Below are 12,100 nucleotides of genomic sequence, written 5' to 3'. Positions count from 1 at the left end.
CAGAACGGCGATCCGGCGGACTCAGACCTCGGGCCGCAGCATGGGCGGGTTGAGCAGTGTCGCTCCACCGGCCCGGAACAGCTGGGCGGGTCGGCCGCCCTGGCGGGTCGTCGTCCCGCCCGCCGGAACCAGGAAGCCCGGCGTCCCGGTCACCTTCCGGTGGAAGTTCCGCGGGTCCAGTGCCACTCCCCACACCGCCTCGTACACCCGCCTCAGCTCGCCCACCGTGAACTCGGGCGGGCAGAACGCCGTTGCCAGGGAGGAGTACTCGATCTTGGACCTGGCCCGCTCCACGCCGTCCGCCAGGATCTGCGCATGGTCGAAGGCGAGCGCCGCGGGCGGCTCGTCCTCGCGCCCGCCGTTCTCCGGGTTCAGCAGCGTCTCGACGGGCGCCCAGCGCGCACTGTTCGCGTCGCCACCCGGCCGTGGCGACGGCAGATCCGGGGAGAGCGCGAGGTGGGCGACGCTCACCACCCGCATACGTGGGTCGCGCTTCGGGTCGCCGTAGGTGGCGAGCTGCTCCAGATGGGCACCGTTGCCCGGCTCGGGCGAACCGGGGTCGTGCACACACAGCCCCGTCTCCTCGACGAGCTCTCGTGCCGCTGCCGCCGCCAGATCCTCGTCGGCCCGTACGAATCCCCCGGGCAGCGCCCAGCTACCCTGGAACGGCGGCTCCCCGCGGCGTACGACCAGGGCGCACAGCGCGTGGCGACGCACGGTGAGCACGACCAGGTCGACGGTGACGGCGAAGGGGGGGAAGGCCGACGGGTCGTAGGGCGACATGCCGCGATCATAGTCGTCTTCCTGACGATAAACACTCCCTTCGTGATCGGTGACAACGACTTCTTCACGGACTCCGTTGCGCATGCCGATCGTCGGGGCCATCCCCCTCACGCTCCCCTTTCACGCACCCAACTGAAGTCCGTCGGCGGCTTCGTCGATCACCCGGAGACCGAGCCTGCCGACCCGTACGGAAGATGGACCCTCCGGCGTCCCGAAGCCCGGCGTGTGCGAGGGCCCGGCTCCGGGTGCGGCCCTGTGGCACGCAATGCCCGCCCGGAGGTAGCGGCGGGCACGGAGGACCGGAGCGTGAATGCGCGGGTACCTGGAGCCGGACCCACAGCAGGCGCCAAAGCGGATGGCTGACCCTGGGCCGAGGACGGAAGATGATCGCTGAGGGGCATGGGGATTCTGCTGCCTTCTGTTGCGCTCAGGCCAGCCGCTGCGAGGACGGCGTCACGGGTCGAACGACACCGCCACACATATGAACGGCACCGCACCCGGAAGGGTCACGGCCGTCATCGCTGATCTCCCGAATCGCGCCGCCCGCCGCCCTGACCGATCGTGCGCGCCCGGTTCCTGCCGACCGTCGTGCCCGAACTCGGGGCGGTGGGGCGGCGCCGGGCCGGGTTGGCCGCCCCGGGCGCCGAAGGGCCGGGCTGCGGGATCTTCCTTTTCCTCACGGCCTTTTCCAGCGGACGTCCCGTCGCCGCGCGCGGCCGGGACGACGGCGTCGCCGTCCGGCCACCCGAGTCGGCCCCCACCGCGGACCCGGCTTCGGCTCGGTCGGTGACCTCCTCCGATGCGCGCTCCCCGCGCAGGCAGCGACGTAGCGACTCCGGATCCAGCCCGTCGTTGCACGCCTGGTGGAGCAGCCGCGCGAATACGTACTCCGGGTCGGCGCGCAGGGCGAGACTGAGTGCGACCCGGGCAGCGGGCTCATCCCCCGTCGACCAGGCGACCCACCCGGCCAGGGCAAGCGGTGCGGCCGCGTACTCCGCGTACCGCCTGACGCAGCGCCGGGCCAGCGCCCGCCAGAGCCGCAGTGCCCGGTCCGCCTCAGGCCCCTCCATCCAGGCCGCGGCACGGTCCCGGGTGTCCCGGTCCTGGAGGCCGAGGATGACAGCGGCCGCCTCGTCGTGCGAGAGGAGTCTGTCGTCCGTCGCGTCCGCTTCCGGCCATCCGACCCCCAGAGTGGCCTTCTCCCCCAGCCGCTCCATCAGCCGGCGGGCGAGCCGCAGCGTCTCCTCACCGACCTGCTCCCGGCTTCCCTGATCCAGAATCCTGGGCACCAGGGCGGAAGCCGTGTCGTCCAGCGAGCGCTCCTGCTCGACCGAAAGGGACGTCCGCGCCTCCAGACGTTCCTCCATGTCCCGGAGCGACCCCCTCACCTGGATCCCGGCATAGGCGGCGGCCGCGGCCATCACGGAAGTGCCCTGCATCGCCATGGCCGTCCCCTCCGCCGGACAGCACCGGGAATCCGGGCAGCAGTAGGACCAGAAGCGGCCGTCGGAGATGCACAGTGCTTCGTACACCGGCACGTCGAGCGATCCGCAGGCCGTCCGCAGCCACTGCGCAAGCGGCCGAAGCCGCTCCATCACCACGCGGCCCGTCTCCCCCTCCCCTGGGTCCTGGCACAGGAAGACGACAATGCCGTCCGGCCTGGCCCCACGCCGCTCACCGGCTTCGACGAGGCACTCCGCAAGCTGCTCGGCCACCGGCAGCCACTCCCGCTGAGTGGCGGGAATACCGATCCTGAGCCGCCCGCCGAAGCGACCTCGCGGGCCGTGGAGCGCGACCATGACCACCGAATCGGTCGGGTGAAAACCCATCAGATATGGCAGGGCATCGGCGAGCTCGGCCGGTCCACGCAGGGTGATGGACGGCTCGTCGGCGCGTCCGCCGGGCTCACCGGCCCGAGTGAGGGGCTCACCTTCCCCCTCGTGGGGCTCACCGGCCGGCCTGTGAGGCTCGGCGGGCAGGTTGCGGGGCACGCCGGCCTGAAACTCAGCGGCCCGGCCATGGGACTCCGCAGCCCGGCCGTGGGACTCAGCGGCTCGGCCGTGGGACTCGTGGCATTCATGAGACTCGTTGGGTTCGTTGCTGTTTCGCATGCCTCGACGGTCCCGTGATCAAGAAATCCCCGCCAGCCCTGTGGATAACGTTATCCACAGGGCAGCGGCGGCGTTCGCGCATTGTCCGTGCCATCGGGTTGCATGGGGGCATGACCAACACAGAGCGCGCAGATCTGAGAGCCTCCGCCGACTCCGTCCTCACGCGCCTCGTCGGAGACATCACCGGCTCCGCCAGGCTGCGCGAGGACCAGTGGCGTGCGATCGAGGCACTCGTCGCCGACAGGCGCAGGGCGCTGGTGGTGCAGCGGACCGGGTGGGGCAAGTCCGCCGTGTATTTCGTCGCCACCTCACTGCTGAGGGAGCGCGGCAGCGGTCCGACCGTGATCGTTTCGCCACTGCTCGCGCTCATGCGCAATCAGGTGGAGGCCGCGGCCCGGGCGGGCATCCGCGCCCGGACGATCAACTCGTCGAACACGGAGGAGTGGGACACGATCCAGGCGGAGGTCACCGCCGGCGAGGTCGATGTGCTGCTGGTCAGCCCGGAGCGGCTCAACAACCCGGACTTCCGGGACCAGGTCCTGCCCAAGCTCGCAGCCGCGACCGGGCTCCTGGTCGTCGACGAGGCACACTGCATCTCGGACTGGGGCCATGATTTCCGGCCGGACTACCGGCGGCTGCGCACGATGCTCGCCGATCTGCCGCCGGGAGTTCCGGTGCTCGCGACGACAGCCACCGCCAACGCCCGCGTGACCGCGGATGTCGCCGAGCAGCTCGGGACGGGCGCGGGCACCGACGCGCTGGTCCTGCGCGGTGCGCTCGACCGGGAGAGCCTCAGCCTGAGCGTGCTGCAACTCCCCGATGCGGCACACCGTCTGGCCTGGCTGGCCGACCACCTCGGCGACCTGCCCGGCTCCGGCATCATCTACACGCTCACGGTCGCGGCGGCCGAGGAGGTCACGGCATACCTTCGGCACTGCGGCCACACCGTGGCGTCGTACACGGGGCGTACGGAGAACGCGGACCGGCAGCAGGCCGAGGACGATCTGCTCGCCAACCGTGTGAAGGCCCTGGTGGCCACCTCCGCCCTGGGCATGGGCTTCGACAAGCCGGACCTCGGATTCGTCGTCCATCTGGGCTCACCTTCCTCCCCCATCGCCTACTACCAGCAGGTCGGCCGTGCCGGGCGAGGCGTGAAGCACGCCGATGTGCTGCTTCTGCCGGGCAAGGAGGACGAGGCGATCTGGCAGTATTTCGCCTCGGTCGCCTTCCCCCCGGAGGATCTCGTGCGGCGCACCCTGGACGTGCTGGCCCAAGCGGGCAGGCCGCTCTCGCTGCCCGCGCTCGAGCCCCTGGTCGAGCTGCGGCGCACGCGGCTGGAGACGATGCTCAAGGTGCTCGACGTCGACGGAGCAGTGCGCCGCGTGAAGGGCGGCTGGACGACGACGGGCGAGCCCTGGGCGTACGACGCGGAGCGCTACGCCTGGGTGGCACGGCAGCGGGAGGCCGAGCAGCAGGCGATGCGTGACTACGCGTCGGCGGTGGGCTGCCGAATGGAGTTCCTGCGGCGGCAGCTGGACGACGAGGAGGCTGCTCCGTGCGGCCGCTGCGACAACTGCGCGGGGGCCCGGTTCGACGCCGGCGTGTCGACGGGGGCGCTGGACGCGGCGCGTGGGGAGCTCGGTCGGCCCGGTGTTGAGGTGGAGCCGCGCAAGATGTGGCCCACCGGGCTGGCGGCCGTCGGCGTCGATCTGAAGGGCCGTATCCCGGTCGGCGAGCAGTCCTTCACGGGTCGGGCGCTGGGGCGGCTCTCCGACATCGGATGGGGGAACCGGCTGCGCCCGATGCTTGCCCCGCAGGCCCCGGACGGACAGGTTCCGGACGACGTGGTGAACGCGGTCGTGAGTGTGCTGGCCGACTGGGCGAAGGGGCCCGGCGGCTGGTCGTCAGGAGCCGACGACGCACCGCCCCGCCCGGTGGGAGTGGTCACGATCGCCTCGCGGAGCAAGCCGCGGCTCGTCGCCTCGCTCGGGTCCCGGATCGCCGAGGTCGGTCGTCTGCCGCTGCTGGGCACCGTCGAATACGCGCCGGATGCGCAAGTCACACACATCTCGCGGACGAACAGTGCACAGCGGGTACGGGGGCTGCACGATGCGCTGATCGTTCCGCCTGCACTCGCCACGGCGGTCGAGTCGGCGGCCGGGCCGGTGCTGCTCGTCGACGATCTCTCGGACAGCGGCTGGACGCTGGCCGTCGCGTCACGGCTGCTGCGCCGAGCCGGAGCAAAGGGGGTGTTTCCGCTGGTCCTCGCGGTTCAAGCCTGAAAGGGCGTGGCACTTGGCCCGATTGGGCAGGGATATGAGCGTCATACCTCCCTATTCCAGTCAGCGGACTCAATTGCTCGTTGCCGCTCGCCCGCAGGCCCGCAAGAATTGGAGCCATCCCCGCACGGCTCGCTCGCGGTCCGCAAGGGCTGTGCTGCGGTGCGCCTCACCGACCCCTGCCCGCACTGTGGGCGCGTATGCGAAGGGAGGAACGTGACCTTCGGATTCGCTTCGTCCGCAGCCACTTCGATCAACGGATCGGCCAATTCCGCGAGCCTCGTCAGGATGCTGGAGCCCGCCGAGTGGGCGGCAGCCGGGATACCCCTGCTGCGCAACCCCCGTGACGTCGTCAGCGGCCTGCACAGCCGGCACAGGCCGACTCCGTCGACGGCCGTCGTGGCCGTGCTCGACCAGGAGGAACGACTCGCGGCCAGCGCCTCGTTCGCCCGGCGCGGCGTCCCCGCCGACGGCTGGGAGTTCCGTAACGCGGTGCTCGCCCAGCTGCGCCGGGTCATCCCGCACGATCTGCGCCGCCGCACCCCGGTTCGCACCGCGGTGTTGCTCTACTGCCGCGACGGCGACGAGCGCTGGACGGAGGAGGACGGAGCATGGATGTGGGGGCTGCGCGACGCCTGCACCCTGCACGGGCTCCGCTGCGGCGCGTACATCACGCTGACGCGCGCAGGGTGGCAGGTGCTCGGTGAGGGGCGCGGCGGGCGCCGGCCCAACTCCGAGTCCCGACCCGGCGGCTTCGGCGACCAGGTACCGGATCCGGCGGTGCTCCCGCTGCGCACAGCGAGCGGGGCGGCCGAGGTCCTCCGCCGCACGGCGGCCCGCTGAGCCACACGGCCACGGGCGTCGGCACCGGTACCAGCACCGCTCCGGGGGTCCCGTACCTCGGGGCCGCCCGGGCGCGTACGTCGAAGCGACCGGCCGCGGTGCACGGCCGGCCAGGGCACGACGACCGCACCACGCACAAGGCGCGGGCGGCGCCGTGACACCGGCGCGGCGAAGGCTCAGACGCCCGCGCCGAGTACGGCGTTGATGCGCTGCGGGTCGCCGCACACGATGAGCAGCGCTCCTGCGCGGCTCATGGCGACAGGCAGGGCCTGGGCGGTCACGTCGTCGCTGCCGCCATTGACGGCGACGACGACCACGGGCCGGGTCGACGCGCGGCCCGCCGAGGCGGCGTCCGCGTAGAAGACGTCGTCACGAGCGTCGTGCTGCGCCCAGTAGGCGGTCTCGCCGAAGGACAGCTCGTGCGCGGCCCACGGGTGCTGCTCACCGGTGGTGAGCACCAGGACATCGCCGGGTGCCCGACCGGAGTCGAGCAGCAGGTCGACGGCCTCGTCTGCGGCGTCGAGCGCGCCCGTGGCGGTGGCCGGGATCAGCTGGATCTGCGGTGCGGAACGTTTCTCCTGCCGCGACGACGCGCTCTGCCCGACAGGGGCGTGCGCGCGCTGCGCAGGCGGTGTGGGCCGGGCCGGACCGGGACCCGGGCGACCGGGACGGGGGGCGGCCGCGGTACGCGGACCGGGTACGGGACGGGGGGTCGGCGCGGTGCGGCCGGCGGCCGGAGTAGCGCGGGGACCCTGGGCACTCTCGTGAATCTGAGGCTCCTCGGGGATGAGAGGCATGGGTGGATATCTATCAAACGCTGTTGCGTCTGGCATCGGCGGGTGCGCACATGAGTGCGGCCGGACTCGTCGTCCGGCTCGCACGGCGGTCGGGTCGACCGGCCGGATCAGAAGTCGAAGCCGAGCTGGCCCCCACTCTCCAGAGCGGCCGCCTCCGGGGAGACCCGGACCTTCTTCAGGTGCCGCCATTGCGGCAGCGCGTCGAGGAAGGCCCAGGAGACCCGGTGGTACGGCGTGGGGCCCAGCTCGGCGAGTGCTGCCTTGTGCACCGGCGAGGGATAGCCGGCGTTCTCCGCGAAACCGAAGGGTTCACACACCGGCTCCAGCCCCAGCTCGGTCATCATGGCGTCCCGGCGCACCTTGGCGATCACCGAGGCGGCTGCGACCGCGACGCAGGACTGGTCGCCCTTGATGACCGTACGAACGCGCCAGGGCAGACCCAGGTAGTCGTGCTTGCCATCGAGGATGACCGCGTCGGGACGCACCGGCAGGGCGTCCAGGGCGCGCACGGCTGCGAGCCTCAGCGCCGCGGTCATCCCGAGCGTGTCGATCTCCGCCGGGGACGCGTGCCCGAGGGCGTGCGACGTGACCCACCCCTCCAGCTCTCCCGCCAGCTCCGTACGGCGCTTGGGGGTGAGCAGCTTGGAGTCGGTGAGACCGGCAGGGGGCCGACGCAGCCCTGTGACGGCGGCGCACACCGTGACCGGCCCGGCCCACGCCCCGCGCCCGACCTCGTCGACTCCGACAATGATCTTGGCACCGGTGGTGGCCCGGAGCGAGCGCTCAACGGTGTGGGTGGGTGGTTCGTACGGCATGGCGCCAGTCAGGTTACGCCGCCCGGACGTGCCGCAACACCCCGGATCCCGTTCCGAGGACGCTCCCCCGGGTTCAGCCGGCGCGAGGGCGCAGCAGGGGCACCATGACCTGATCGATCATCGCCGCGATATCCGCATCACCCCATTCGCTTCCGCACACTTTGGAGCGATACATCATCATCGCCGGGATCACGTCGCAGACCAGGCTGCCGGTGGCGTCGGCACGCACGTCACCCCGTGCGATACCTCGGTGCACCACCTCCTCGAAGAGCCGGATCGAGGGTTCGATGACCCCGCTCAGGATCAGTGCGTGGAAGCGCTCGGCCGTGGACGTATCGCATTCGTGAAGGACCGAGCGCAGCGCGTACCCCGGCTTGGAGTACATGGCCGCGCGCACCCTCCGACAGAGCTGGTAGAGGTCCTCGCGGACGCTCCCGTGATCGGGCGCGTCGCCGAGGCTGGGGATTCCGGCCTGCAGGGCGTCCGCGACGAGGTCCTCCTTGGACGGCCAGCGGCGGTAGACCGCGGCCTTGCCGGTCCGGGCACCGGCGGCGACTCCCTCCATGGTCAGCCCGTTCCAGCCGACGGTGCTCAGCTGGTCGAGCGCGGCGTCGAGGATCGCCCGCTCCAACACAGGTCCGCGGCGTCGACACGACATCGACCGCGGCCGAGCGGTGGCCGCGGATCGCGAAGTATCCATCAACAACTCTCCATCGCAGCAATGCGGTAGCTCCAGTGAACGCTTGCGTTCACTGTCGGGGACTCACTACCGTTGAGGACACAGTGAACGGATCCGTTCACTAACTCAAGTGTGGGGGGACCATAGTGACAACCTCTCAGCTCCAATCACAGCCAAAGCCGGGCGCGGCCCGCCGGGAGGGGCGTCCGGGAATAGCCCTCACCGTCATCGCCGCCTGCCAACTCATGGTGGTACTCGACGCGACGATTGTGAACATCGCGCTTCCGCATATCCAGGACGCGCTCAGCTTCTCCACCACCGACCTCTCCTGGGTACTCAGCGCCTATACCCTGACCTTCGGCGGCCTGCTGCTGCTCGGCGGTCGCGCGGGCGACATTCTGGGCCGCCGGCGGGTGTTCATGGCCGGCATCCTGGTCTTCACGCTCGCCTCGCTGCTCGGCGGACTCGCGCAAGAGCCGTGGCAGTTGCTCGCCGCGCGGGCGCTCCAGGGCGTCGGCGGCGCGATCGCATCGCCCACCTCGCTCGCCCTGATCACGACGACGTTCCCCGAAGGACCGGAACGGAACCGGGCGTTCGGCGTCTTCGCCGCCGTCTCCGCGGGCGGTGGCGCGATCGGCCTGCTGGCCGGCGGCATGCTCACGGAGTGGCTCGACTGGCGCTGGGTGCTGTTCGTCAACGTACCGATCGGCATCCTGATCGCGTTCCTCGCGCCGCTGTACATCAGCGAGTCGGAGCGCCACCCCGGCCGCTTCGACATAGCGGGCGCACTGACCTCCACCGCCGGTATGGCCTCGCTGGTCTACGGGTTCATCCGCGCCTCGGAGGAAGGCTGGCGGGACTCGCTCACGCTCGGCTCCTTCGGCGCTGCGGTGGTGCTGCTCGCGGCCTTCGCGGTCGTCGAGTCGCGGGCGCGGGAACCTATCACTCCGCTCAGGATGTTCGCCGACCGGAACCGGTCGGGTACGTACGTCATCATGCTGAGCCTGGCCGCGGCGATGTTCGGCATGTTCTTCTTCATCGTGCTGTTCGTCCAGAACGTGCTCGGCTACAGCCCGATCGAGGCCGGTCTGGCGTTCCTTCCCGTCACGGTCGCCATCATCACGGGCGCAGGGCTCTCCCAGCGGCTGCTACCGGTGCTGGGCCCCAAACCGTTCATGGTCACGGGTTCCGCGATCACCGGGATCGGCCTTTTCTGGCAGACCCTGATCAGCCCGGACAGCTCGTACGTGAGCGGGGTCCTCGGCCCGATGGTGCTCTTCGGATTCGGGATGGGCCTCAACTTCGTGACGCTGACCCTGACCGCCGTCTCCGGCGTCGCCCAGCACGAGGCGGGCGCGGCATCCGGACTGCTCAATGCGACCCAGCAGGTGGGCGGATCGCTGGGACTGTCCATCCTGGTGACGGTGTTCGGCACGGCCAGCCGGAACGAAGCGGAGAAGCAGGTTCCGTCCTTCCTGGCCCAGGCGACGCCGGAACAGCAGGCGGAGTTCGCCAAGACGCAGGAGCTGCCCGCACCCTGGGGCCACGAGGTGCTGACCGAAGGCATCTCGACGTCGTTCACGGCAGCGGTCGCCATGGTGCTGCTGGCCCTGCTCACGGCGATCGTGGTGATACGTGTCCGCAAGAGCGACCTGGAAGCGCTGAGCGGCACGGCGGGGGCAGCCGGTCCCGCCGCGTAGCGAGCCGCCTGAACGACGGTGCGCGGTCCGCCCGCGGAGGGACGGACCGCACACCTGTTGTCCGTCGGTCCTCAGTCCATGCCGGTACCCGGGTCGTATTCCTCGTCGCTGCCGCCGTCGCCGAACTCGGCGTCCTCGTCGTATTCGTCGCGCTCCTCGCCGTACGGTCCGTCCGCCCATGGGCAGCCGGTCCTGTCGAGCTTGGCAGGCCGCTCCTTGAAGATCGACCGGGCCTGCTCCTCACCCCAACTGGTGGCGTACCAGGGTTCGTCCTCGCGCGAGCGGGTCTGGATCGACTGCAGCGTGCACGAGCGCACCGGCTCGGGCAGCCGGTCGAGGGCGGGCACGGCATCCGCCGAAAGATCGCGCAGATAGTCGACATCGATCTTCTTGGTCGCCTCGTAGCGCTGTACGTTCCGCTCGGCGATCAGGGCGTCCGGGGACGCGAGGCCGAAGGCCAGCACCGCGGCCGCGGCGCTGCCCGCGACGGCGCGGGGCAGCCAGCGGCCGCCGAAGAGCCCGGCCGCGATGATCAGCACGATCACCAGGCCGAGCCACAGTTCCATCGCTGCCACGGAGACGCGCAGCCGTGTCAGCCCGTACGCGTCGACGTACAGGTCCATCCTGCGCAGCGCGGACGCCACGACGACCAGGGTGAGCACGCACAGGGTGCCGAGCACCGAGCGCACCAGGACGCGGTCGCGGGCGCCGTCGCGCGGGGCCCAGCGCAGGGCGAGCCCGATGACGACCAGCGTGAGCAGGGTGGCCCAGAGAAGCTGCCAGAAGCCCTGCCGGGCGTACTCCGCGTAGGTCAGTCCCGTCTCGCTGAGGACCTTGTCATAGCCCCCGAAGAGGACGGCGAGCTGGACCGTGTTGAAGGCGGCGAAGAGGAGGTTGAGGACGACGAGGGGCAGCGCCCACTCGAACCGGCCCCTGGCCTTGCCCGGGTGCAGGGTGAGACGGTCCCAGCGCAGCGGGGCGGCGGCCGTGCGGGCCGCGGCGAGTGCGCCGACGAGGCCGACCACGAAGAGGAAGAACCGCCAGGGGCCGTCGACGAACGAGACATCGGGGATCAGCTCGCCGAGCAGATCCGCGAAGGCCGCGTCGGCTCCGGCGAAAAGGGCGCCGAACACGACGAGCAGCGCCGCCGCGACGGCGATCGTCCGGACCACGGGGCCCCAGCGGCCGCGCGAACCGTCCGCCCGCTCACGCAGCCCTCGCCAGCCCCAGGCCGCTCCGGAGCCGATCGAGTCGAACAGGCCCACCGATCCGAAGACCACGCCCGGCCAGCTGCGGCCACCGTGCAGGGCCAGCGAGCCGACCGCGAGCGCGGAGACGACTGCCAGGAAGGTGGGCCAGCCTGCGTCGCGAAGTGCGGGAACGGCGAACAGGCCCAGGGTGGCCAGCGCCCAGACCGCAGTCCACGGGCGGAGCCGTCGGCCGGCCGCCTGAGCTGCGAAGAATGCGGCGAGTGCGGTCGGCACGGCCACGATCAGCAGATTGACGCCGAGCCCGTCGCCGAGCAGCAGTGCACTGAGCAGCGCGGCGGCGAGGGCACACCAGAGGGTGGCCGCGCGCACGGGTGCGGGTGGGCCGGGCCGTATCGCGTCGAGCCGGGACTTGGCAGGCGGCGTCTTCGGCGGCCAGGGCTGCGCGGGGTGGGGCCAGGGCGGGGACACCTGTACCGGGCCCGGCACCGACTGCGGAACCGGGGCGGACGGGTGCTGCGACGCAAGCGTGGCCGAGGCGCGCGCCCCGGGGGACGCCTGTCCGGGATCCCTCTCCTCGGTCCGATCAGGGGCCGTGCCCGGACCCGACTGCTTCCCCTGGCCTCGCTCCTGATCCGGTATTCGGTCCCGAACCGCGTCCGGGCCAGGGCCCTGGACCACGGCAGCGCCCGGACCCGGCTCCGGCTCCGGCTCCGAGGCAGCACCCGGCACCGGCTGCGGTCCCGAGGCAGGGTCCCGGGCCTCGCTCCGGCGCAGGCCTGACTCCTTGCCGTCGGACCGGTCTTCCGGCTCCGGCCCGAGGCCGGATGGTGTGGACGGTACGTCTGACACGGGACCCCCTCCCGGCCGGGTGCCCCGTGCCCT

General features: G+C 71.4%; 9 protein-coding genes. 3 read left to right on the top strand and 6 right to left on the bottom strand.

Annotated elements, in window-relative coordinates; translation table 11 throughout:
• Positions 1 to 21: 21 nt before the first annotated feature.
• Positions 22 to 783 (bottom strand): NUDIX hydrolase, encoded by a 762-nt coding sequence (locus tag ACWCP0_RS24480; protein WP_451080933.1) that lies wholly within the window; start codon positions 781 to 783, stop codon positions 22 to 24.
• 515 nt (positions 784 to 1,298) lie between these two features.
• Entirely contained in the window at positions 1,299 to 2,894 is a 1,596-nt protein-coding gene (locus ACWCP0_RS24475; protein WP_451080932.1) for a DUF4192 domain-containing protein, read from the bottom strand.
• A gap of 110 nt (positions 2,895 to 3,004) precedes the next feature.
• Between ACWCP0_RS24475 and ACWCP0_RS24470 the strand changes: the two genes are divergently transcribed.
• Together ACWCP0_RS24470 and ACWCP0_RS24465 are read left to right on the top strand one after the other, a co-directional pair.
• Complete coding sequence (locus ACWCP0_RS24470) at positions 3,005 to 5,176, top strand: RecQ family ATP-dependent DNA helicase (RefSeq protein ID WP_451080931.1); 2,172 nt, start codon at positions 3,005 to 3,007, stop codon at positions 5,174 to 5,176.
• Positions 5,177 to 5,389: 213 nt separating this feature from the next.
• The gene (locus tag ACWCP0_RS24465) at positions 5,390 to 6,016 is read left to right on the top strand and encodes a hypothetical protein (protein ID WP_451080930.1); all 627 of its coding nucleotides are present in this window, start codon (positions 5,390 to 5,392) and stop codon (positions 6,014 to 6,016) included.
• 176 nt (positions 6,017 to 6,192) lie between these two features.
• Here ACWCP0_RS24465 and ACWCP0_RS24460 read toward each other — a convergent pair whose 3' ends face one another.
• From ACWCP0_RS24460 to ACWCP0_RS24450, 3 genes are all read right to left on the bottom strand, one after another.
• Positions 6,193 to 6,813, bottom strand: a complete 621-nt coding sequence (locus tag ACWCP0_RS24460) for a hypothetical protein (RefSeq protein WP_451080929.1) — start codon at positions 6,811 to 6,813, stop codon at positions 6,193 to 6,195.
• A gap of 107 nt (positions 6,814 to 6,920) precedes the next feature.
• On the bottom strand, positions 6,921 to 7,628 hold the full coding sequence (locus tag ACWCP0_RS24455) for a ribonuclease HII (RefSeq protein WP_451080928.1): 708 nt from the start codon (positions 7,626 to 7,628) through the stop codon (positions 6,921 to 6,923).
• A 73-nt stretch (positions 7,629 to 7,701) separates the two neighbouring features.
• A complete protein-coding gene (locus ACWCP0_RS24450; RefSeq protein WP_451080927.1) occupies positions 7,702 to 8,328 on the bottom strand; it encodes a TetR/AcrR family transcriptional regulator in 627 nt (208 codons plus the stop codon).
• 125 nt (positions 8,329 to 8,453) lie between these two features.
• On the opposite strand from ACWCP0_RS24450, the gene ACWCP0_RS24445 reads away from it, so the two are divergent.
• Positions 8,454 to 10,007: an MFS transporter gene (locus tag ACWCP0_RS24445; protein WP_451080926.1), complete on the top strand. Its 1,554-nt coding sequence runs from the start codon at positions 8,454 to 8,456 to the stop codon at positions 10,005 to 10,007.
• 71 nt (positions 10,008 to 10,078) lie between these two features.
• Here the strand turns inward: ACWCP0_RS24445 and ACWCP0_RS24440 are convergent, their stop codons facing one another.
• The gene (locus ACWCP0_RS24440; protein ID WP_451080980.1) at positions 10,079 to 11,992 is read right to left on the bottom strand and encodes a DUF4153 domain-containing protein; all 1,914 of its coding nucleotides are present in this window, start codon (positions 11,990 to 11,992) and stop codon (positions 10,079 to 10,081) included.
• Between the last annotated feature and the right edge of the window lie 108 nt (positions 11,993 to 12,100).

It is taken from the genome of Streptomyces sp. NPDC001970, assembly GCF_053594115.1.
Note: the sequence above shows the minus strand (reverse complement) of the source record. Positions and strands in the feature narration are given on the sequence as shown.

Excerpts from the sequence above, each read along its gene's own strand:
- ACWCP0_RS24450 (WP_451080927.1), bottom strand. The coding sequence starts at position 8,328 with ATGGATACTTCGCGATCCGCGGCCACCGCTCGGCCGCGGTCGATGTCG.
- ACWCP0_RS24455 (WP_451080928.1), bottom strand. The coding sequence starts at position 7,628 with ATGCCGTACGAACCACCCACCCACACCGTTGAGCGCTCGCTCCGGGCC.
- ACWCP0_RS24460 (WP_451080929.1), bottom strand. The coding sequence starts at position 6,813 with ATGCCTCTCATCCCCGAGGAGCCTCAGATTCACGAGAGTGCCCAGGGT.
- ACWCP0_RS24480 (WP_451080933.1), bottom strand. The coding sequence starts at position 783 with ATGTCGCCCTACGACCCGTCGGCCTTCCCCCCCTTCGCCGTCACCGTC.
- ACWCP0_RS24470 (WP_451080931.1), top strand. The coding sequence starts at position 3,005 with ATGACCAACACAGAGCGCGCAGATCTGAGAGCCTCCGCCGACTCCGTC.
- ACWCP0_RS24475 (WP_451080932.1), bottom strand. The coding sequence starts at position 2,894 with ATGCGAAACAGCAACGAACCCAACGAGTCTCATGAATGCCACGAGTCC.